The 22,150-nt window shown below is 63.0% G+C and carries 20 protein-coding genes and 1 pseudogene; 7 read left to right on the plus strand and 14 right to left on the minus strand.

Going from position 1 to position 22,150, the window contains the following annotated elements:
* Window positions 1-1,566 carry a sugar ABC transporter ATP-binding protein gene (locus tag NGR_RS19930; RefSeq protein WP_012708270.1) on the minus strand — a complete coding sequence of 522 codons (1,566 nt, stop codon included), beginning with the start codon at window positions 1,564-1,566 and terminating at the stop codon, window positions 1-3.
* A gap of 62 nt (window positions 1,567-1,628) precedes the next feature.
* The gene (locus NGR_RS19935; protein WP_012708271.1) at window positions 1,629-2,561 is read right to left on the minus strand and encodes a sugar ABC transporter substrate-binding protein; all 933 of its coding nucleotides are present in this window, start codon (window positions 2,559-2,561) and stop codon (window positions 1,629-1,631) included.
* 184 nt (window positions 2,562-2,745) lie between these two features.
* Here NGR_RS19935 and NGR_RS19940 point away from each other — a divergent pair, with 184 nt between their 5' ends.
* Window positions 2,746-3,747 carry a LacI family DNA-binding transcriptional regulator gene (locus NGR_RS19940; protein WP_240545203.1) on the plus strand — a complete coding sequence of 334 codons (1,002 nt, stop codon included), beginning with the start codon at window positions 2,746-2,748 and terminating at the stop codon, window positions 3,745-3,747.
* A gap of 22 nt (window positions 3,748-3,769) precedes the next feature.
* On the opposite strand, the gene NGR_RS19945 is transcribed toward NGR_RS19940, so the two are convergent.
* From NGR_RS19945 to NGR_RS19980, 8 genes and pseudogenes are all read right to left on the minus strand, one after another.
* On the minus strand, window positions 3,770-4,531 hold the full coding sequence (locus NGR_RS19945) for an ABC transporter permease (protein WP_012708273.1): 762 nt from the start codon (window positions 4,529-4,531) through the stop codon (window positions 3,770-3,772).
* Complete coding sequence (locus NGR_RS19950) at window positions 4,528-5,454, minus strand: ABC transporter ATP-binding protein (protein ID WP_012708274.1); 927 nt, start codon at window positions 5,452-5,454, stop codon at window positions 4,528-4,530. The genes NGR_RS19945 and NGR_RS19950 overlap by 4 nt, the downstream gene beginning before the upstream one ends.
* A 179-nt stretch (window positions 5,455-5,633) precedes the next feature.
* Window positions 5,634-5,957: a sulfite-sensing transcriptional repressor BigR gene (gene bigR, locus NGR_RS19955; RefSeq protein ID WP_164924357.1), complete on the minus strand. Its 324-nt coding sequence runs from the start codon at window positions 5,955-5,957 to the stop codon at window positions 5,634-5,636.
* A 12-nt stretch (window positions 5,958-5,969) separates the two neighbouring features.
* The gene (locus NGR_RS19960; protein ID WP_164924358.1) at window positions 5,970-6,860 is read right to left on the minus strand and encodes an MBL fold metallo-hydrolase; all 891 of its coding nucleotides are present in this window, start codon (window positions 6,858-6,860) and stop codon (window positions 5,970-5,972) included.
* 190 nt (window positions 6,861-7,050) lie between these two features.
* Entirely contained in the window at window positions 7,051-7,872 is an 822-nt protein-coding gene (locus tag NGR_RS19965) for a sulfite exporter TauE/SafE family protein (RefSeq protein WP_012708277.1), read from the minus strand.
* A gap of 285 nt (window positions 7,873-8,157) precedes the next feature.
* The gene (locus NGR_RS19970) at window positions 8,158-9,384 is read right to left on the minus strand and encodes an extensin-like domain-containing protein (RefSeq protein WP_012708278.1); all 1,227 of its coding nucleotides are present in this window, start codon (window positions 9,382-9,384) and stop codon (window positions 8,158-8,160) included.
* A gap of 204 nt (window positions 9,385-9,588) precedes the next feature.
* Window positions 9,589-9,980, minus strand: a pseudogene (locus NGR_RS19975) (Kazal-type serine protease inhibitor family protein); the annotation flags it as partial.
* Between the two features lie 210 nt (window positions 9,981-10,190).
* Entirely contained in the window at window positions 10,191-11,999 is a 1,809-nt protein-coding gene (locus NGR_RS19980) for a methyl-accepting chemotaxis protein (RefSeq protein ID WP_012708279.1), read from the minus strand.
* A 192-nt stretch (window positions 12,000-12,191) separates the two neighbouring features.
* On the opposite strand from NGR_RS19980, the gene NGR_RS19985 reads away from it, so the two are divergent.
* Both NGR_RS19985 and NGR_RS19990 read left to right on the plus strand, forming a co-directional pair.
* Complete coding sequence (locus NGR_RS19985) at window positions 12,192-12,578, plus strand: acyl-CoA thioesterase (protein ID WP_012708280.1); 387 nt, start codon at window positions 12,192-12,194, stop codon at window positions 12,576-12,578.
* 9 nt (window positions 12,579-12,587) lie between these two features.
* Window positions 12,588-13,178 (plus strand): hypothetical protein, encoded by a 591-nt coding sequence (locus NGR_RS19990; RefSeq protein WP_164924359.1) that lies wholly within the window; start codon window positions 12,588-12,590, stop codon window positions 13,176-13,178.
* A 168-nt stretch (window positions 13,179-13,346) separates the two neighbouring features.
* Here NGR_RS19990 and NGR_RS19995 read toward each other — a convergent pair whose 3' ends face one another.
* Window positions 13,347-13,700, minus strand: a complete 354-nt coding sequence (locus tag NGR_RS19995) for a DMT family protein (protein ID WP_164924625.1) — start codon at window positions 13,698-13,700, stop codon at window positions 13,347-13,349.
* A 255-nt stretch (window positions 13,701-13,955) separates the two neighbouring features.
* Between NGR_RS19995 and uvrB the strand changes: the two genes are divergently transcribed.
* Window positions 13,956-16,940: an excinuclease ABC subunit UvrB gene (uvrB, locus tag NGR_RS20000; RefSeq protein WP_012708283.1), complete on the plus strand. Its 2,985-nt coding sequence runs from the start codon at window positions 13,956-13,958 to the stop codon at window positions 16,938-16,940.
* 282 nt (window positions 16,941-17,222) lie between these two features.
* The gene (locus NGR_RS32395) at window positions 17,223-17,852 is read left to right on the plus strand and encodes a hypothetical protein (protein ID WP_012708285.1); all 630 of its coding nucleotides are present in this window, start codon (window positions 17,223-17,225) and stop codon (window positions 17,850-17,852) included.
* A gap of 319 nt (window positions 17,853-18,171) precedes the next feature.
* On the opposite strand, the gene NGR_RS20010 is transcribed toward NGR_RS32395, so the two are convergent.
* The gene (locus NGR_RS20010) at window positions 18,172-18,759 is read right to left on the minus strand and encodes a DnaJ domain-containing protein (protein ID WP_164924626.1); all 588 of its coding nucleotides are present in this window, start codon (window positions 18,757-18,759) and stop codon (window positions 18,172-18,174) included.
* Window positions 18,760-19,291: 532 nt separating this feature from the next.
* Between NGR_RS20010 and NGR_RS20015 the strand changes: the two genes are divergently transcribed.
* Window positions 19,292-19,504 (plus strand): cold-shock protein, encoded by a 213-nt coding sequence (locus NGR_RS20015; protein ID WP_012708287.1) that lies wholly within the window; start codon window positions 19,292-19,294, stop codon window positions 19,502-19,504.
* 239 nt (window positions 19,505-19,743) lie between these two features.
* Here the strand turns inward: NGR_RS20015 and dusA are convergent, their stop codons facing one another.
* Together dusA and NGR_RS20025 are read right to left on the minus strand one after the other, a co-directional pair.
* A complete protein-coding gene (gene dusA / locus NGR_RS20020) occupies window positions 19,744-20,901 on the minus strand; it encodes a tRNA dihydrouridine(20/20a) synthase DusA (RefSeq protein ID WP_012708288.1) in 1,158 nt (385 codons plus the stop codon).
* Window positions 20,902-21,167: 266 nt separating this feature from the next.
* The gene (locus NGR_RS20025; RefSeq protein ID WP_012708289.1) at window positions 21,168-21,416 is read right to left on the minus strand and encodes a hypothetical protein; all 249 of its coding nucleotides are present in this window, start codon (window positions 21,414-21,416) and stop codon (window positions 21,168-21,170) included.
* A gap of 421 nt (window positions 21,417-21,837) precedes the next feature.
* On the opposite strand from NGR_RS20025, the gene NGR_RS20030 reads away from it, so the two are divergent.
* Window positions 21,838-22,077, plus strand: a complete 240-nt coding sequence (locus tag NGR_RS20030; RefSeq protein WP_014328652.1) for a DUF982 domain-containing protein — start codon at window positions 21,838-21,840, stop codon at window positions 22,075-22,077.
* The last annotated feature ends 73 nt before the right edge of the window (window positions 22,078-22,150 follow it).

The raw sequence follows: 22,150 nt of genomic DNA on the forward strand, positions 1-22,150 counted from the left end.
TCAGTGCCCCGTCTGTCTTTTTTCGCCCTGATAGGCGTAGGTCAGAATCTTTTCTTCGGAGAATTCGGCGCGCGGGAGCGAGCCAACGATGCGATGCTGCGACATCACCATGATCCTGTCGCAAAGCGTCATCAGTTCAGGCAGTTCCGAGGAAACCACCAGGAGAGCAAGGCCGCGTTCGGCCAGTCGCCGGATCAGGGCGTAGATCTCCGCCTTTGCGCCGACATCTACGCCGCGGGTCGGTTCATCCAAGAGCAGGATCTCCGGCTTGCGCGCGAGCCATTTGGCGAGAACCACCTTCTGCTGGTTGCCGCCCGAGAGTGTCGCGGCGTTCTTGCCGGGCCCGCCATATTTCAGCTTCAGATCGGCTCCGAGCTTTTCGGTCAGGGCATTTTCGGCCCTTTGATCGAGCAGGCCACCCCGTGACACATCCGACAGAGAAGCCATCGTCACGTTCGCTGCGATCGGCATCGACAGGATCAGCCCTTCTTCCTTGCGGTCTTCGGTGACGAAGCCGATTCCCGCGCGGATCGCATCGCGGGGAGAACGCAGGGCTACCGGTTTGCCGTCCCGCATCAAGGTGCCTGACAGCGGCGGTTCGGCGGCGAAGATGGCGCGCAGCAATTCGGTGCGGCCGGAGCCTACGAGGCCGGCGATGCCGAGAATTTCGCCCTTGTGAAGATCGAAGGAGATTCCGTCCACATGGGGTGATTGCGCATGGCGAAAGTTGACCAGCGACAGCACTGTGTCGGACCGCGCCGACGACGCGGTGCTGTGCGTCATCTCCTTTTGCAGTTGCTGCCCGACCATGGCCCGGACCAGCTCGTCCTGGGTCGTCTCGCCAATCCGGCGGCTCGTGACCGTTTCGCCGTTGCGCAAGACCGTAACCCGGTCGCATAGCCGGAAAACCTCGTCGAGGTGGTGCGAGACGAAAATGATGGACACGCCACGCCGCCGCAGGTCGTCGATGATCGCGAACAGTCGTTCGGTTTCACGCGACGTCAGCGTGGCGGTTGGCTCGTCCAGGATGAGCACCCGGCTCTCTGTCATCAGCGCACGGGCGACCTCGACGAGCTGCCGATGGGCAATGCCGAGCCGTTCCACCGGCCAGCGGACATCGATATCCTTCAATCCGATCGCATCGAGAGCGGCTCGGACGCGTGTGTGCATGTCGCGGCGCTTCACCACGCCGAGGGCGTTGCGCGGCAAGTGCTCGATAAAGATGTTCTCGGCGACCGAGAGAAAGGGCAGCAGGTTGAACTCCTGGTGCACGACCTGCAGGCCGCGCGCCTTGGCATCCCGCGGCGTGTGCGGCGCATAGGCGTCGCCGGCCAATGTGATGGCACCGGAGTCGGGCTTGACGATGCCGCAAAGGACCTTGATGAGGGTGGACTTTCCGGCGCCGTTCTCGCCGATAAGCCCGTGCACCTCTCCGGGCGCGACCGAGAGCGTCACGCCGGCAAGCGCGACCGTTCCGCCGAAGCGTTTGCGAATGTCGTGAAGCTCGAGCAGTGGCTGCGTTGCCGTGCTCGTCGCCCCGTCGACGTGGGCCAGGTTCGTTTTCATGGAAACATCCCCGCGGGAGGAGACCGCACCAGCAAGAAGCCGGTGCGGTGCGACAGGCCGCGTTACTTCACGTCGTCCGTGGTAACGAGCTTGATGTCGGTCTTGACCCAGCCCTCGAGCTTCGGTCCGCCGCCCACCACCGCCAGCGCCTTGTCGATGGCATCGGATGCCATTTGCGAACCGAACTGGTCCACGGTCGCAAGCAGCTTGCCTTCCTTCAGCAGCGGCTGGACGGCCGAGACGTTGTCGAAGCCGACGACCTTGATGTCGGAGCGGCCGGCAGCATCGAGCGCCTTGATGACGCCAATCGCCATCGAGTCGTTTGCCGCCATGACACCCTGGATGTCCGGGTGAGCCGTCAGCATTGTCGAGAACACCGAGTTGGCCTCTTCCGTCTCCCAATGCGCGGTGCGCGAATCGAGAAGGTTGAGCTTGCCGGCGGCGACCGCATCCTCAAAGCCGAGCTTGCGCTGGGCCGCGTTGTCGGCACCCGGATTGCCCTCGATGATGACGACCTTGCCGCCTTCGCCGAGCGCCTTGGCAAGGGCGTCGCCGGCCAGCTTGGCGCCGCCGCGGTTGTCGGGGCCGACGAAGGCCAGATCGAGCCCTGCATCCTTCTTGGCCTGCTCGTCGAGCGACACGTCGAAGTTGACCACCGTGATACCTGCATCGATCGCCTTCTTCAGCGGAGCGACCATCGCACGCGAATCGGCTGGTGCAATGACGATCGCATCGACGCCCTGGGTGATGAAGTTCTCGACACCGTTCAACTGGCTTTCGAAATCCGTCTCGTTCTGCATGCCGATGGCCTTCAGCTCATAGTCGCCACGCTTCTTGGCGTGGGCCTCGGCGCCCTCCAGCATGTTCTTGAAGAAGTCGTTGGCGAGCGACTTCATGACGAGGCCGACGACCGGCTTGTCGGCGGCGGCGGCAATGGTCGGCAGCGCCGTTGCTGCGACGAGTGCCACGACGGATGCGAGTTTGAAAAGTTTCATCGGTAATCCTCCTTGAGAAACCGCCGCCCTCCAGCAACGGTGAAACGTTTCATCGGCAAACCAGATATCGTTTCGGGCAGCAGGAAATCGTTTCAACGCGACCCTGTCAATATGAAACGTTTCATCGTTGCAATCTTTTGCACTGCATCTATATCTAGTCGCACGCTAAGGCTTGGCCGCGGAGGTGCTTTTGACCGTCACGATCAAAGATGTCGCGAAGGCCGCGGGAGTCGCCGTCGGCACCGTCTCCCGGGTGCTTGCCAAGAACAAGACGGTCAGTGAAGAGATTCGGATCCGCGTCGAAGAAGTCATCCGGGAACTCGGCTACACGCCAAACTCCCTGGGACGTAACCTGAGGCTGAACAAGACTGACCTCATAGGCTTGGTGATCCCTGATATCACCAACCCGTTCTTTGCCGAGCTTGCGAAACATGTCGAGATGCTGGCGTCGGCTGAAGGCTATTCGGTTCTCCTTGCCAATTCCCATGACGATCCCGCCGCCGAACAGCAGCAGGTACAAACGCTGCTCGGCCGCCTGCCAAGCGGGCTTATCCTGGTTCCGGTCAGCGAAAGCAGGATCGGAGACCTCGTCAGCGGCAGGAATACCGTCACCGTCGACCGCCCTTTGAAAGGGCAGACACTGGTCGGCGTGGATAACCGAAGAGGCGGCTATCTCGCCGCCGACTACCTGTTGTCACTCGGGCACCGCCGCCTCGGCTACATGGGGGGGCCCCAAATGCTGGACGTCGCGCGCGAGCGGTATGAAGGCTTCCTCAGTCGGATTCAGGCGTTTCAGCAACGGCATCCGGGCCAGTCACTCGCCGTCCAGACTGTTGACGGCAATTTCGACTACAAGGCCGGTGAGGAACTTGGAAACAGGCTGTTGCGACAGGAACACCCGCCGACGGCGATCGCCACCGCCAGCGACCAGCAGGCGATCGGCCTGATGCGCGCGGCCGCCGACGTCGGTCTCTCCATACCGGACGACCTGTCGATCGTCGGCTTCGACGATATCCCCCTCGCCTCCCTCGTCCTGCCGCGCTTGACGACGATTCGCCAACCGCTCGCCGAGATCGCGCGGATTGCGCTCGACGCGATCCTAAACCGCCCATCGGCGACCACAGAATGCAAACTCGAGCCGGTGCTGGTGGAGCGAAGCTCGACGCGTGCCTGGTCCGCGAGATAGCTCGACAATTGGTGCTGAACCGTCAGTTGCGCAGTCTGTAGCCGGTTCGGAAGATCCAGGTCAGCACGGACATGCAGATCGCCAGGAAAGCGAGAATGATCACCGCGCTGGCGAGCGGATTGACGTCGGAGATCTCGAAGAAGCTCCAGCGGAAACCGCTGATCAGATAGAGCACCGGATTGAAGTGGCTGACCGCCCGCCAGAAGGGCGGCAGCATATCGACCGAGTAGAAGCTGCCGCCGAGGAAGACGAGCGGCGGGACGACCAGCATCGGGATCAGGTTCAACTGCTCGAAATCCTTCGCCCAGATGCCGATGATGAAGCCGAACAGGCTGAAGGTCACCGCGGTCAGGACGAAGAAGAAAATCATCGCCAACGGGTGGGCGATACTGAGATCGACGAACAGCGACGCGGTGATAAGGATGATCGTACCGATCATCAACCCCTTGGTCGCCGCCGCGCCGACATAGCCGAGAACGATTTCCAACATGGAGATCGGCGATGACAGCACTTCGTAGATCGTGCCCGTGAACTTGGGGAAATAAATACCGAAGGAGCCGTTGCCGATGCACTGCGTCAGCAGTGTCAGCATCATCAGCCCCGGTGTGATGAAAGCGCCATAGGAAACACCGTCGATCTGCTGGATGCGTTCGCCGATCGCCGCGCCGAAGACGATGAAATAGAGCGAGGTCGAGATGACCGGCGACACCACGCTCTGCAGCAGGGTGCGTCGCGTACGCGCCATCTCGAAGAAATAGATGGACTTGACCGCCTCGATGTTCATCGCCCCGCCTCCACGATCTCAACGAAAATATCTTCGAGCGAGCTTTGCTGGGTCGAAAGATCCCGAAGTCTGATCCCGGTCTCCGCGAGCGTCGCGAGCAGTGCCGTGATGCCGGTCCGTTCGGCACTCGTGTCATAGTCGTAGATCAGGCTTTGACCATTGTCCTCGAGCGTCAGATTGTAGGATGACAGAGAATCCGGGATGCGCTCCAACGGTTGGGCGAGGTCGACGCGCAACTGCTTGCGTCCGAGCTTGGTCATCAGAGCCTCCTTGTCCTCGACCAGGAGGATTTCACCACCGTTGATGACGGCGATCCGGTCGGCGATCTCTTCCGCTTCCTCGATGTAATGCGTCGTCAGGATGATCGTCACGCCCGAGGCGCGCAGCCGCTGGACAACCTCCCACATGCTCTTGCGCAGGCTGACGTCGACTCCCGCGGTCGGCTCGTCGAGGAAGAGCACGCGCGGCTCGTGCGACAGCGCCTTGGCGATCAGGACGCGCCGCTTCATGCCGCCCGAAAGCTCGCGCAGCATGTTGTCCTTCTTGCTCCAGAGCGACAGGTCCTTCAGCACCTTCTCGATATGGGCGGGGTCCGGTTTCTTGCCGTGCAGGCCGCGCGAGAAGGAAACCGTGTTCCACACCGTCTCGAAGGCATCCGTCGTCAGTTCCTGCGGCACGAGCCCGATCATGGACCGCGTCTGGCGGAAGTCGCGCACGACGTCGTGGCCGTTGACGGTGACTTCGCCGCCGCTCGGATTGACGATGCCGCAGATGATCGAGATCAGGGTGGTCTTGCCGGCCCCGTTGGGTCCGAGCAAGGCGAGAATCTCCCCCTCCTCTATCTCGAGGCTGACGCCCTTCAGTGCCTCGAAACCGGAGGCATAGGTTTTCGACAGGTTCGAAACGTAAACAATAGAAGCCATGAAAAACGGATCCGGATGCGGGGCAATATCGGCAGGGTGCCGCTCCTATATGGGCCAATTCACGTTGTTTTGCAGCCCATCCCACGCAATTTTAAAGGTGACGCTATGTCAACTGATACCACAAGACGGGTGCTAGGAGGCCCGCTGCCTTAGCGGGGTGCCCGGAAGCGGTCATTGCTTCATCCCCTGCCACAGAATATCTCGTAGAGCGCCGTGATCAGCCGTGCCGCCTTCTCCTCGGCGAGGCGATAGAAGATCTGCTTCGCATCGCGCCGTGTCGCGACGATGCCTGCCTCGCGCAGCACGGTCAGTTGTTGCGACAGGGTCGGCTGGCGGATGCCAAGCGTCTCTTCCAACTGGCCGACGGAATGCTCGCCCTCGACGAGCCTACAGACGATCATCAGCCGGTTCTGGTTTGCGAGCGTCTTGAGCAGGGCCGCCGCTTCGCCCGCCCGCTCGCCCATGTCCGGGCCGACGCTTCGGATTTTCGTGACCATTCGCATGCCCATCGCCATTCAGCCCCATGCCGCTCCCTTGAGCGCATTGAGCGGAAATTTCAGATAGCGCGCGCCATTGGCTTCCGGTTCCGGCAAGCGCCCGCCGCGAATATTGACCTGCAGGGCGTGCAGGATCAGTTTCGGCATCGGCAGCGACCTATCGCGCGCCTCGCGCAATTGAACGAACTGATCCTCGGTCACGCCGGCAATATGCGCATTGCAGCGCTTCTCCTCGCCGACCGTACTCTCCCAGCGCGGCTCGCGGCCTTCCGGCCGATAATCGTGCCCGGTGAAAACGCGGGTTTCGTCCGGCAGCGCCAGGATCCCGGCGATTGAGCGCCACAACTGGCGCGCGTCGCCGCCCGGGAAATCGGCACGGGCAGTGCCGCTATCCGGCATGAAGATCGTGTCGTGAACGAAGGCTGCATCGCCGAAGACGTAGGTCACGGACGCAAGGGTGTGGCCCGGCGAATAGAGCACCCGTCCTTCGATCGACCCGAGGGGGAAGTGTTCGCCCTCGACGAAGAGATGGTCCCATTGCGACCCGTCGGCCTCAAGCTCCGGCCAATTGTAGATACTCTTCCAGAGATTCTGGACGCGCACGATCTTGGATCCGATGCCTGTCGGCGCCCCGGTCCGTTCCTTCAGATAGGCGGCAGCCGAGAAATGGTCCGCATGCGGATGGGTATCGAGGATCCATTCGACCGTCAGACCGTTTTGCGCCACGTAGTCAAGGATCAGATCCGCCTGCTCGGTCGCGGTCGTACCGGATTTCTCATCGAAATCCAGCACCGGGTCGATGATCGCGCAACGCTTGGTCAGCGGATCGGAAACGACATACTGGATACTTCCGGTACGACATTCGTAAAAGCCTTGGACGTCCGGTTTTGCAGTCGCGGCTGCAGCCATCGTCGCCTCCACTTTATCAATATACATTTAAATATATTATATATCGTTGACTCGGACAAGTGACCGGACATGACGACTATCGCATCGCGCGTTCAATGCTCCGGGAGACCAATTATCGCACAGCCGCGATGACAAGGCTCATCCAAATCGGGACGCCGGCGATTCAATGGCCATGGGCGCTTACTCCGGGCTAGCCGTAAAGGCTGTAAAGGAAGCGCAAGGCTATCAAGATCATGAAAATGCCGAAGCCCGCTTCGAGCTGCCGCCTGTCCATGGCATGGGCCAGACGGACACCGAGCGGCGCCACCAGCAACGAGACCGGAATGATCAAGGCAACCGCGATCCAGTTGACGAACCCGGTGGAAAGCGGCGGCAGACCGGGTTCGCCCGAGCCCGCCCAGATATAACCGAACAGTCCGGGGATCGAGATCAGTACCCCGACGCCGGAGGACGTCGCGATCGCCTCGTGGATCGGCCGGTTGTAGAGCGTCATGAACGTATTGTTGAGCACGCCGCCGCCAACGCCCATCAGGCCGGACAAAACGCCGATCACAACGCCGACGAGCCACGTGATCGGATTCTTCGGAAGGTCCCTGCCGAGGCGCCAGGTGGCGCGGTTGAAGATCATCCGCAATGCCACCGCGAGCGCGATCATAGCGAAGATCAGCCGCAAGGTTTCGCTGCTGACATAAGCCGCGATCACGGTGGCAAGTATGGCGCCGAGCGGAATGGCGAGGATCCAATTGCGCAGCAGGGCCGTATCGACGACGCCGCGCCGGTAGTGCAGCAGGAAGGAACGCACCGATGTCGGCACGATGATTGCCGTCGAGGTGCCCACCGACAGATGCATCCGCACCGCGTCGTCGACGCCGAGAAGCCCGAAGACCTGAAAGAAGACAGGCACGAGGATGGCGCCGCCGCCGACGCCGAAGAGACCCGCAAGTACGCCGGACACGACGCCGGCCGCGGCCAGCGCCAAGGCAAACATCATCAATTCCGAGAGCGGCGGCATGGAGAACCCGATCTTGCTGAAGGCCGGCAGCAGATCCTGCCGATGGGGATGAGCCCCATCACTGTCATGAAACGGTGATGCTTTTCAATCACCTTCGGACGGCGCAGAGCGACCCCGCTCTCGTGATTTGCACGCCGGAGCCTCCCCTATCCTCCGGCCGTTTTTGGCCGGCCCCCGCCGGCCTCTTTTTTTGCTGCGCTAAAGCGCATCATGCGACGCGCTTTAGGTCTTTGTTTTGCGCATGTCGTTATCCCAAACCCGCTGCACACTTTTGGGCGACATGCGCTAATCGCAATGCCGATAGCCCGACTTCCGGGTCCTGAGGTCGAAGTGGAAATGGTCCTTGTGGTAGGGGTCGCTGCCGGGGCCGAGCACGGTGTGGAAATACTTGCAGCTGTCGGCGCGCACCGCCTTCAGCAGCCCACGCTCCCGGAAGGCGAAGAAGCCCTTTCGGCGCACGTCGATCTCCTTGCCGTTCTTCAGCACGAATTTGCCGACGTCGATCGCATTGCCGCGTGCATGTTCCGACATCGGATTGCCGCGGCGCGAGTTCATCGTCCGGCAGGAATAGCCGCCGAGCGGCTTGATCGTCTTGACACCGGACCAGTAGCGGTAACGCGAGGACGGCGCGAGCTCGTATTTCACCCATTTGGCGAAGGCTTCGGTGACCTGGCAATTGAGCTTCACCGCGGGCTTGACGGCAATGTTGCCGGATAGGCCGCTGATCTCGACCGGGTAGTCGATGCCGCACGACGGACCGTTATAGATGCGCGGCACGTCGCGGAAGGTGACGCCGAGCTTCCTCAGCCGCTGGCGGCAGGCGATCTCAGAGCGCGGCATTTCGCCGGTATATTCAGGCGTCGACAGCGGATTGCGGGCGCGCGGCAGGAAGGCGACCTGCTGCGGCTCCTCGGTGCGCCGAATGGTGCGCTGCGGCTCGACACGTCGCGCCCTCTTCGCCTCTTCGGCGGAAATCTGCTCGGGCGTCAGTGGCGGCAGATCGGGATCAAAATCCGGACTTGCTTCCGAAACAGGCTCCGGCTCGGCCGGGACGCCCAGTTGACGCACATTGTCCTCACCGATGCCGCCGACGACCGGCTGGGCGGTGTTGCCTTCGGCGATGTCGCCGGCCTGCTCCTGCGCCAGGCCGACGACCGGCTCGACACCGAGCATCGCATCCATATTGACGCCTTCGGGAGGAACCGTCATCGGACTGGCGCTTGCGACCTGCGTTTCCGCCATCTCCGGCTGGCTGTCGATCATCGGCAGGCTGCCCTGCGGCTCGGCGGCGCCGGCGGTCCTGTCGCTGAACGTCGATACCGGCTCTTCCGAAGGATAGGCGGCCGCCTCCCGTTCCGGATTGGCAACGACGCGGCTCGGCCTGATGGCGCCGACGCGGGAGGCGTCATCGATCCTGGCCGGTGGCGAAAGTACGTCCGTGCTGCAGGCGACAAGCGGAATGGACAGCAGCAGCGCCGTCAACGGTCGATGGAGAAGAGAAACATACGCCATACCAGTTGCCGCCTTCGTCCATGACAAAGCCACCGCCTGCCCACAATCGAAACGTGACGTGCCGCTATGTCGCCAAGCAGGCAAGCGGCCGAAAAAGTCGGGTTCAAGCCGCACTATAGGCAAACGTGGTTAATGAAGCTTTGCCCGCTGCCAAAAGTGACCCGCACTGGCACAAGCCTCTGGCTCGGCTGCCCTATGTCAGACGCACTCGCCGCGGCGGACAATCCGGAAACCGGCCGCGCCGGCCTCGCAGGCATTCGGGAACGTCCGCCTCAACCTGCCGCGCTCGCCGCAGACCGGCGCATATTCGCGGGTGCAGGCCTGCTCCACCGGCGGACGCACATTCGGCCGGCATTCGCCGCGGTGCAGGACGCGGAAGCCGTCGGCGCGCGCGTTGCAGGCGTTGGGGAAGGTTCTGAGCCGGTTGCCACGCTCGCCGCATACTGGTGCGAATTCCATCGTGCACATTTGCGGCGGCCGGATCGGCGCGGGCCAGGACGTGGTTCGTCGACGACGACCGTGCAGGCGCAAAGAAACCCGATCACCATCAAGACCGAAGCGGATGGCCGCGAGATCAATAGCCTGAGAAGCGACATGGAAATCCTCCGCGAACATGCTGCGCGTCGGGCGAACTGCACACAGCCGCCCTCTCCCGGCGCGATCTCACCTGGAACGGACGGCGCGGTCAAGATCCGCGAACCGGATCAGTTTCATACAACTGGCGATAGGAAGCGGTCGAAACAAGAAGCCCGCGCCCTTTCGAACGCGGGTCAGTCCTGCAACGGGTCTTGTCTCTTGTTGATGCGTCAGGCTGCCCGGCCATACGCAACCTGCCCGTCGCGCAAGCGGAACTTCTCGAGCAGCGACTTCAACTCGCGACTCTCCTGCGCCAGCACCTGGCTCGCAGCGGTCGTCTCCTCGACCATCGCCGCGTTCTGCTGGGTCATCTGATCCATGCTGTTGACGGCCGTGTTGACCTCCTGGAGGCCCGTCGCCTGTTCCCGTGCCGCGGTGGCGATAGAGGCGACCTGTTCGTTCACCTGGTTGACGAGCGCCTCGATCTCCATCAGGGCGTCGCCCGTCGAGCGCACCAGTTCGACGCCAGCGCCGACTTCCTTGACCGACGTGCCGATCAGACCCTTGATCTCCTTCGCAGCCCCCGCCGACCGTTGCGCAAGCTCGCGGACTTCCTGGGCGACGACCGCAAAGCCGCGTCCCGCCTCGCCTGCCCGCGCCGCTTCCACGCCGGCGTTCAGCGCCAGCAGGTTGGTCTGGAAGGCGATTTCGTCGATAACGCCGATGATCTGGCTGATGCGGCTCGAGGAGTCCTCGATACGGCCCATGGCATCGATCGCGTTGCGCACGATGCCGCCGGATTTCGCCGCACTCGCCTTGGTCTCGTTGACCATGTCGCGCGCCTCGACGGCGCGGTCCGAGGCGTGGCGCACGGTGGAGGTGATCTCGTCGAGCGCCGCAGCCGTTTCTTCCAGGGCGGCGGCCTGCTGTTCGGTCCGCCGTGCCAGGTTGTTCGCCGCCTCGGAAATGTCGCCGGCGCTGCCGTGCACGATCTCCGTCGATTGCGAGATCGCCCCGATCACATCGCGAAGCGCGGCAACGGCGGTATTGAAGTCGTGCTTGAGCTTGCCGTATTCCGGCGCGATCCGCCCGACTTCGGCCGTCAGATCGCCGCTTGCCAGCCGCTCCAGTGCGGCGCCGAGCGCTTCCATCGCCTCGGCCTGGGAGGCGGCGGTCGAGCGCTGCAGTTCTTCGTTGCCGCGTCGCTCGGCGTTCAGCCGATCCTGCTGCTCGGATTCGCGCGAGCGCAGTTCCAGCCGCTCCTTCACGGAATCGCGCAGCACCAGCAGCACCTTGGCCATCTGGCCGATCTCGTCGGCACGGTCCGTTTCCGGGATATTCGAGGAAACGTCCTCGTCGGCAATCGCCTGCATCGAGACCTTCAGCTTTTCAACCGGCCGCACGACGCTGCGGACGATCGCCAGCGCCGCCAGCAGGATCGCCAGCGCGGCCGCCGCGAGAATGCCGCCAACCTGCCAGGCGCGCTCGCGGAACATCGCCGCGAGGTCGTCGGCATAGACGCCGGTGCCGACGACCCAGCCCCAGGGCTTGAAGCCGGCCACGTGCGAATATTTCAACACCGGTTCCTCGGCGCCCGGCTTCGGCCAGTAATAGTCGACGAAGCCCCTGCCCTCAGCCTGCACGGTCTTGACGAATTCGACGAACAGGAATTTTCCGTTCGGGTCCTTGTTCTGGGAAAGATCCTTGCCGTCCAGTTCCGGCTTGATCGGATGCATCACCATCGCTGGCTGCATGTCGTTGACCCAGAAATAGCCGCTGTCCTGGTAGCGCATCGCCTTGATCGCTTCGAGCGCACGCTTCTGCGCCTCCTCGCGCGACAGCGTTCCGGCCTGTTCCTGCTTGTGATAGGCCTCGAACACCGCGACGGCGTTCTCGTTCATTGCCGAAAGCATTGCCTTGCGTTCGGCGACGAGCTTGTCCTGCGCCTGGACCAGGCCGAAGGTCAATGCCGCCGCCATGGCCAGCAGCGCAAATGCCACGAGCGCGTATAGCCGCGCCGAAATCCGAAATCGTCTCATCCCAGCCTCCCTCTCAGTGGCTTGCAGGATAAGGACAGGTATTTGCGAAGCTCCTAACAAATATTTCGCTAGATTTTACAGTCGATCCTTAATGAATCGGCAACCATGGCAGCCGCCGGAGATTTGGCGGACCCTCTTTTTCCGATACCCGCCATAGGCTAAACCTTTTGCCGACAACGGGAGACAGGCCGGATGAATGCAGTGAACAGGCCGAACGGCGAGCTAACCTTGCGCACGCTGGCGATGCCCGGCGATGCCAACGCGGCCGGCGATATTTTCGGCGGATGGGTGATGGCGCAGATGGACCTTTCCTGCGGCATCCGCGCCGCCGAACGCGCCAGGGGCCGCGTCGTCACCGCCGCGGTGAAGGAAATGGCTTTCGCGCTGCCGGTGAAGATCGGCGACACGCTGTGCATCTATACGGATATCGTCACGGTCGGACGCACCTCGATGACGCTCAAGGTCGAGGCCTGGGCGCAACGCTATCTCTCGCATGTGATGGAGAAGGTCACCGACGCCATTTTCGTGATGGTGGCGCTCGACGGCAGCGGCAAGCCGACGCCTGTGCCGGCGGAATAGCGGCAAGCCATGGACGCGCCCGCGCCCGATCCGGCGATCTTCTCCCACATCCGCGTCGTGATGGGCATGATCATCAGCCTCAGCCTGGCGCGGCTGCTGAGCGGCGTGGCACTTTTCATACAGCATCCCGGCAAGACCAAGGTGTACTGGATCCATCTCGGCTGGGTGCTGTTCCTGTTCGTTTTCCTCGTGCATTTCTGGTGGTGGGAGTACCACCTGCACGCAGTTCCTGTGATCGACGTCACAGTCTATCTCTTCGTCATCCTCTACGCCTGCGTCTTCTTCTTCCTGTGCGTGCTGCTTTTCCCCACGTCACTGGAGGACTACAGCGGCTACGAGCATTATTTCATGTCGCGCCGCGCCTGGTTCTTCGGCTTCCTCGCCCTCGCCTTCCTGGTCGACCTCATCGACACGGCGGTGAAGGGAAAGGCCTATTTCGAGTCCTTCGGGATCGAATATCCGCTGCGCAATACCGCCTACATCGCGCTCTGCGTCGTCGCCGCGCTGACGCCAAGCCGCCGGTTCCACGCCGCCTTCCTCGTCGGCGCCCTGCTCTACCAACTGGCGTGGATGTACCGCGCCTTCGATTTGTTGGATTGAGGTGAAATCGCAGCGAAATGCCCCTCTCCTCGGGTTTAACCCGAGGACTAGCCCTCTACCCGCTTTCGGGGAGAGGGGATTGAGAGGGCGCCGCATGCCCCTTCTCCCCGCTTGCGGGGAGCAAGAAGGTCGCGGCAGCGGGATGAGGGGCAATTCCACGGAAGACTGTCACCCCTTGAATATGAACGACGCTCCGAGCGCGATCAGCGCGAAGCCGATCAGTTGGTGCCAGCCGAGCGGCTCCTTCAGCCAGAAGACCGAGAAGATGACGAAGACTGAGAGCGTGATCACTTCCTGCATCGTCTTCAACTGCGCCGCCGAATAGACGGAATGGCCGATGCGGTTGGCCGGCACCGCCAGCCAATATTCGAAGAAGGCGATGCCCCAACTCGCGACGATGACGATATAGAGCGGCGAGGATGTGAACTTCAGGTGGCCGTACCAGGCGAAGGTCATGAAGACATTGGAGGCGAGCAGCAGCACCACCGGCCAGACATAGGCGGGATTGACGGCAAGGGACATGAAGACCTCGGAAGGACGCGAATCGGTGTTCGAGGATGATCCGGCCGCCCCCGCCGTTTCAAGCCTCTCCATGCCGCGCGACCTGCAGTCCCTTCATCGTCGACATATCCCTGTCATCGAAAAGCAACGGGCGGCTCGGCCCGGTTGCTGTTGGCCGGAGATTGATCCGAGAAGACCGAAAATCCAAGCCGGCCGTTTCCCTTTTGTACTCCTTCCCCCTTGGCTTTCGGCCTGACTCTCTCCATATTCCCGGCCATGACCCGATCTCCGAAGAGTTCCCCGAAGAAACCGTCAACACCCAGCGGCTTCGAAGAGGCCCCGCAGGCGCCGCTTTCCGGTACGCCGCTGTCCGGCAATGTCTCCGACTGGGTGAAGCAACTCGAGGCGGAAGCAGAAACGTCCGCTTTCGAGAGCCAGCGGGAGATCGCCTCCAAGGCCGGCAAACACCGCAAGAAGGTCGAGATCACCGCCTCGAAAGCCGCTGCGAAGACCGTCGCGGGCAAGACCGCGCGCGGCACATCGATGGGCGGCAGCCACGACCCGAAGACGCGGGCCGCCGCCGGTCTCAACCCGGTGGCCGGTCTCGATGTCTCGCTCGAGGATGCCGACAAGCTGACGACCGGCTCCGGCGTTACCGCGACGGTCGAAGCGCTGGCGGCGCTGATCGAGAGCGGCAATCCGCTCTTCAAGGACGGCAAGCTCTGGACGCCGCACCGCCCGGCCCGGCCGGACAAATCCGAAGGCGGCATATCGCTGAAGATGGTGACCGACTACCAGCCCTCCGGCGACCAGCCGACGGCGATCGCCGACCTCGTCGACGGTCTCTCCTCCGGCGAGCGCAACCAGGTGCTGCTCGGCGTCACCGGCTCCGGCAAAACCTTCACCATGGCCAAGGTGATCGAGGCGACGCAGCGCCCGGCCGTCATCCTGGCGCCGAACAAGACGCTTGCCGCCCAGCTCTATTCCGAATTCAAGAACTTCTTCCCGGAGAATGCGGTCGAGTATTTCGTCTCCTACTACGACTACTACCAGCCGGAAGCCTACGTGCCGCGCTCCGACACCTATATCGAGAAGGAATCCTCGATCAACGAGCAGATCGACCGCATGCGCCACTCGGCAACGCGCTCGCTGCTCGAACGCGACGACGTCGTCATCGTCGCCTCGGTCTCCTGCATCTACGGTATCGGCTCAGTCGAGACCTATACGGCGATGACCTTCCAGATGACTGTCGGCGACCGGCTCGACCAGCGGCAATTGCTCGCCGACCTGGTGGCACAGCAATACAAGCGCCGCGACATGGATTTCCAGCGCGGTTCGTTCCGGGTGCGCGGCGACACGATCGAGATCTTCCCGGCTCACCTTGAGGATGCCGCCTGGCGCATCTCGATGTTCGGCGACGAGATCGACGCCATCACCGAATTCGACCCGCTGACCGGCCAGAAGACTGGCGACCTGAAATCGGTGAAGATCTACGCCAACTCGCACTATGTGACGCCGCGGCCGACGCTGAACGCCGCCACCAAGGCGATCAAGGACGAGCTGGCGCACCGCCTCACCGAGCTGGAACGGGCCGGCCGGCTGCTCGAAGCGCAGCGCCTCGAACAGCGCACCCGCTACGACCTGGAAATGCTGGAGGCGACTGGCTCCTGCCAGGGCATCGAGAACTATTCGCGCTACCTGACCGGCCGCAAGCCGGGCGAGCCGCCGCCGACGCTGTTCGAATATATTCCGGACAACGCGCTGATCTTCATCGACGAGAGCCACGTCACTATTCCGCAGATCGGCGGCATGTATCGCGGCGACTTCCGCCGCAAGGCGACGCTGGCCGAATACGGCTTCCGCCTACCCTCCTGCATGGACAACCGGCCCTTGCGCTTCGAGGAATGGGACGCGATGCGTCCGGACACGATCGCCGTCTCGGCAACCCCCGGCGGCTGGGAAATGGAGCAGTCCGGCGGCGTCTTCGCCGAACAGGTGATCCGCCCGACCGGCCTGATCGATCCGCCGGTCGAGGTACGCTCGGCCAAAACCCAGGTCGACGACGTGCTCGGCGAGATCCGCGAGACCGCCGCCGCCGGCTACCGCACCCTCGTCACCGTGCTGACCAAGCGCATGGCCGAGGACCTCACCGAATATCTGCACGAACAGGGCGTGCGGGTGCGCTACATGCACTCCGACATCGACACGCTGGAGCGCATCGAGATCATCCGCGACCTGCGCCTCGGCGCCTTCGACGTGCTGGTCGGCATCAACCTGCTGCGCGAGGGTCTCGACATTCCCGAATGCGGCTTCGTCGCCATCCTCGACGCCGACAAGGAAGGCTTCCTGCGCTCGGAAACCTCGCTGATCCAGACGATCGGCCGCGCCGCCCGCAATGTCGACGGCAAGGTCATCCTCTATGCCGACACCATCACCGGCTCGATGAGCCGGGCGATGGAGGAGACTGCCCGCCGCCGCGAGAAGCAGATGGCCTACAACCTCGAAAACGGCATCACGCCGGAATCGGTGAAGGCGAAGATCTCCGACATTCTCGACTCGGTCTACGAGCGCGACCATGTCCGCGCCGACATCTCCGGCGTCGCCGGCAAGGGCTTTGCCGAGGCCGGCCACCTCGTCGGCAACAATCTGCAGGCACATCTCAACGCGCTCGAAAAACAGATGCGCGACGCCGCCGCCGACCTCGACTTCGAAACCGCCGCGCGGCTGCGCGACGAGATCAAGCGCCTCAAGGCCGCGGAGCTTGCCGTGCTGGACGACCCGATGGCGCGGGAAGAGGCGCGGAGCGCCGAAGGCGCGACAGGGAAGCGAAAGGAAGAGGCGCGATCGCAGGAGAACCGAAAGGGCGCCTCCTCTTCGACGTCCCCGTCTTCTCCGTCATCCTCGGCTTCGACCCGAGGATCCAAAGCCACGGAGGAGAAGTCACTCTTCCAGAAACCCTCGCTCGACGACATGGGCCCGGGCACCGACACCGAGCGCCCCCTGTTCCGCAAGCCCGACCTCGACGAAATGGGCCGCGACGTGGCGATTCCTGCGGGCAGCGAGTCGGACGGGAAATCGCTGTTCAGGAAAAACAGCCTCGACGAGATGACCGTCGGCCGGACCGAGAAGCCGGTGACTGGGAAAGTGCCGGACAAACCGCTGGTCCGCGCCAAGCCCGGCGTCGGCTCCTACGAGGATCCGGCGGAAGAGAAGCGCCGGCAAGGCAGGACGAAGGGCAAGACCGGGCGGCCGGGACGGTAGCAGTCGTGGCGACAGACCAGGCTAGAATCGTATAGCCCGCTTTCTGGACAGGGCGCCGACAGGTGGCGTCCGTCGACGCAGATTCGCAAGAAGCCCTTCATCGTCCATCGGCTCGCCGCACGCGGAGCGCGCGTGCAGAGCCTCCATACATTTCAACTGCCACTTGAACTACGCGCTACAACTGCTCGTTACAACAGGCTTTTCCGCTTCCAATTTGCCTGACCGAGGGAACAAACGCGCGGACTACGAATTTCAGTTCTTTCTAATTTAGGGAGAACGAACATGTTGCCCCTGAAGCAACGTCTCATGAGCACCAGCGTAGCACTCCTGTCGGCGGGCTTTCTCGCCTCGGCAGCACCACCGGCAAGAGCCCAGGAGGCCGAACGGCCCATACTGACGGCGCAGCAGTGCAGCCCGCTGACGGAAGCCAACTATCAGCAATGCTGCATGGCGCAGAACCGCGCCGATATTCTCACGACCGAGCAGCTCGACCAATGCCCACCCTTTGCCACAGCGCTCATTCGCAACGTCTTTTCGACGACATCCACCGACGGCAACCCCACCGGCAGTAACGGCGGTGGCGGCTCCGGTGGCGGTGGCTCCGGCGGCGGCGGCGGCGGTGGCGGCGGCGGTGGTGGCGGCGGCGGCGGCAACGGCGGTGGCGGCGGCGGTGGCGGTGGCGGCGGCGGCGGTGGCGGCGGCGGCGGTGGCGGCGGCGGCGGCGATGGTGGCGGCGGCGGCAACGATGGTGGCGGCGGTGGCAACGACGGTGGCGGTGGCGGCCAGGATCCTGGAAGGGGTAACCAGGACCAACACAGAGATAACCAGGATCCCGGAAGGGGCAACCAGGATCAAAGACCGGATCACCGAGATCCCGGAAGAGGCAACCAGGATAGCGGCGACAACCGGTAGGACAGGTCCGGCGGGCGCAGGGGCGCTCCTCCCTGCTGAGGCCAAATAAATAAGTCGCGCCGGCTCACGGCAGCCGGCGCATGAGGTTCCCTTGTGGGAAATAGTAGGAGGAGACTTCTTCTAGCGCCTGGGGTCGGGCTCGCGAAGTCGGGGAAAGCGCGAATCCTACTTTTTCGCCAAGCGCCCCCTAGATCGAACCGATCGTCCCCACTTTCCGCGAATTGGACATCCAGCAACGTGTCGCCGGTCGGCGATCCCAATTGGCTGCAGATTGAAGTCTCTGCCAGAAGTAGGCGTTTGGAAGCGATTCGGAAGCCCCCTACTCCGCCGCCCGCGCCTCCACCTCCAGCGGCTCCATCTCATAGGAATAGCCTTCGAGCATCTGATAGGCCTGCTCGATCACGCCGATCTGCGCTTCGGCCGTCTTGATCGCATCGCTGATCGACTGGCTGCGGGCGCGCAGCATCGAGCCGAGGACGTCGGTCTCCGGCCGCCGGCCGAGGCGGTCGAGGTGCTTGCGGACGCGCGCCCGGTGGCGCTCCAGTTCGAGGATGTGGAAGCGCGTCTTGACGATGTCGTCGGAGAGCTTTCGGCGCATGGCCGCGATCGGATCGAAGCTGCCGGGCTCGCGCAGGTCGAGGATGAAGTCGTTGACGAGCGTCTCGAGCATCATCAGACCCTTGACCTGTTTGGGGTCGACGAGCTGCGGATCGTAGCCGGTGTCGTCAAAAACCTTGCGGCGCACTGGATCCTTCAAAAGGTCATAGGCCGTCTGCAGTTTGCCGAACTGCTCGGCATCGCCGCCGCGGTCCGGATGCGCCGTCTTCACCGCCCGGCGGTAGGCCGCCCGGATAGCCCGCTCATCGGCGTCGCGTTCAAGTCCAAGGAGGGCATAGGGATCGATCAAGCCGGCCACCTGTTGTTCATCGATTTGCAATGGTCCTGTCCGGTTCAGACCTACCGGTTCGCTGCGCCGGCAGCAAGTCCACGGCGATCGCATCGAAACCGCGCCACGCTCACCGAAGCGTCGCGGCGAAAATGTGGTGGAAACGAGGCAATCCACGACATTTGCGTGTTGGTTCGGCTTTATCAAAGTCCCGGAAAGCCCGGTCGTGCAAGGCATTGCGCAGGCGCGCCTGTAGGCGGAACTCTTCGCTTGCCTTTTACCCCGAATACTGCCAATCCTATCGCCGTTCGGGCGATTTCAATCCCGGAGACTGGACTTTCGTTTGAGCCCGGCCATAGCCGGGTCTGCCGCAAGCGGCATCGTAGACGTCTTTTCCCCGATATCGTGACCACTCGACGCCTTTCAGCCTACCGCTGAAGACGACATATTCGTTTCCCAAAAGGGGCACGAATCCACTACCTCAAGCAGCCAAGCCGTGCTATTGAAGCGCTGGGTTGCGGCAAAGACAGACTGAAGGAAAAGGACTTCTTCCATGGCCACCAAGGGCATCGTAAAATTCTTCAACCAGGACAAGGGTTTTGGTTTCATCACGCCGGACGGCGGCGCCAAGGACGTTTTCGTCCACATCTCCGCTGTTCAGGCCGCCGGCCTCGCGACGCTCAAGGATGGCCAGCAGGTCAGCTTCGACACCGAGCCGGACCGCATGGGCAAGGGCCCAAAGGCGGTCAACCTCCAGGCTCTCTAAGCCGGACGTTTCGATCGGATTTTGAAAGACGGCGCTTCGCAGGAGGCGCCGTTTTTTTGTTGCCTGCGGTGCCCCTCATCCGGCCTACAGCGCCGCGCGCCTTATCAGGCGCGCAAAGGTCGCTGTAGCACTTTGAATTGCTGCATGTCTTCGTCCCCTCGCCCCGCTTGCGGGGAGAGGGTTAGTCCTCGGGTTAAACCCGAGGAGAGGGGCAAAGCCAGGCAGACCCGCGAGTGCCCCTATTCCGCCGCTTGGCGCGCCGTGATCGCCACGAACACAGCCTCGAAGGCGGCGTGGATCACCTCCGGGCCGGCGCCCTTGCGGGTGGCGTCGGCGGAAAGCATCTGGCGGTAGCGCCGCGCGCCGGGCCAGCCCTGGAAGAGCCCGACCATGTGGCGCGTCACATGGATCAGCCGGCCGCCATTGTCGATATGGGCGGCAGCATAGGCCGCCATGGCGTCGCGCACATCCGCCCAGAAGGTGAGCGACAGGCAATGGCCGCGCTCCGAGAAGCTGTCGGGGTCAAGCGGCACAGGTGGAGCGCCGGTCAGCGGATGGGCGAAATAGCCGTCCGCGGCGGTGAGCAAGCCGCTGTCGTGGTAGGCGGCGCGGCCGAGCATGACCCCGTCCAGGGGGACCTCATGTTCGGCCTCGGCCACGGCAAGCTTCGGCGCATGCGCCGGGAGCAATCGCGGATCGAGATGCGCGAGCGCCTGATCCAACGTCTGAAGACCGCCGTTGAGGCCGATGAAAAGGTTCTTATTTTCCGACTTGAGCCGGTGCACGAGGCCGTAATCGAGCGGCGGGATTTCGCGGTTTTCCCGCGGCGACAGGCCCTGCAGCCAGGCCTTGCGGGCATGCACCCAGACGGCATCCGCGCCGGCGCTCTTGACGCGGGCGACAAGCGCGCGAAGCGCCACCTCGGGATCCTGATCATCGACGCCGATGCGGCACTTGACGGTGACCGGGATCGTCACGGCCTCCTTCATCGCCGCCACGCATTCGGCGACCAGCGCCGGCTCCTGCATCAGGCAGGCCCCAAAGGTGCCGGATTGCACCCGGTCCGAGGGGCAGCCGACATTCATGTTGATCTCGTCATAGCCGAAAGCTTCGGCGATCCGCGCCGCCTCCGCCATCTTCGCCGGATCGTTGCCGCCAAGCTGCAGCGCGACCGGATGCTCCGCGGCGTCATGGCCGAGCAGCCTGTCCCGATCGCCCCGCAGGATTGCATCGGCGACGATCATTTCCGTATAGAGCAGCGCATGGCGCGAGAGCTGCCGCGCGAAGAAGCGATAGTGCCGATCGGTCCAGTCGATCATCGGCGCCACGGCGAACACGGGCCGCTTGAAGTATCGCCCCTTCTCAAACGTTCCGACCGTTTGCGACGTCTCTCTCATGGTCTGATCAAATCTCTTCCATCTTCTTGACCGCGCGCAGCGCGGCCAAATGGCGGCATTTGCAGCCTCGATTTGGCGCGCGAAATCCAAACGACCGCGCCATGCGGACGCCTTATACTGCGCCGACATCGATAAAGCGAGATGGCTTGGCTGTTCGGTGCGCTACGCAGATGCTAGGTGGCGCCCATGCGATGCAATTGGCTGCCTAGACCCAGGGCGATGAACCGGGGCGCATACATCGTCATGCGGCGGAAATCCCTCGCCCGTTACCGAAATCCTGCCTGGCGAAACCATTCCTGGACGCCGGCCAGCACTGCCGCCTTGGCGGTTTCGAGCGTCGACGCATAGTGAAAGCCGGTATTGTTGGTGCCATTGCAATGGGAAATCCGCCAGGCCCAGTCGCTCATCGTCTCGCGCTTCATGACGAAGGCGACTTCGTGCCGACCGAGCATGGCACAGTAGATCCCGTTGCGCAGCGGTAACCACGTCAAACGAATTTCTGCAACCTCTATCATTTATGCCTCCCCAGCAGAAAATATATAGGCCCGCGGTCAAGTCATTGAAACCCGCACATTTAAGGGGCTTTCTGTCCAACGTCGCGACGGAGGACGGCTCTCCGATTGGTGAACAACCCTGGATAGGAAATTTGCGCCTGGCCGAGGTGGGGAAGCGAGCGGCAGCAATCCCTCGCCCGCATCGGATCGCCCGAATTCTCGAAATTGCGGACAAACGAAAAATCCTGCGCTAGATTGAGGAGCCTTGCCCGCCGACGCGCACAAAGGCCGCGCGGAACCGGACAATGGCCGACGACGTTTTTTGCATTGAATCCCGGGAGTCGGGAGGAGCAGTGCGCGAGGGGCCCTCCACCCGACGACCGGAACCGAAATCGCGGTACGCCCGGACTTGCCCGGGACGTTGTTCTTCAGGAGGAGAAGCATGCATCAGGTGTTGTGGAACCGTCCCATCGAGCTTGGGTTGATTAGCGGCGATGTCCGCATGGTGAAGGGGCCGTCCGACGCGCTCGCATGCCTGGCCGGCCAATGGCCCCACCGCGGTCCCTATTACGTCGCGGCGCGGAGCGCCTGCCGCGCGGCGATCGCCGGCCGCCGGACTCCTGACGAGGCCCGCAGGCTGTTCATTTTCGCGGTTGAAGAAGCGCACCTGACGGCTCATTGAGCCGGCGAGACGCAGTCGCAGGCCGGCCACTGTTCAGTGTCTGTGGACGGCGAGACCTCTATTGTTCCAATAT

The organism is Sinorhizobium fredii NGR234 (assembly GCF_000018545.1).
GTDB lineage: Bacteria > Pseudomonadota > Alphaproteobacteria > Rhizobiales > Rhizobiaceae > Sinorhizobium > Sinorhizobium fredii_A.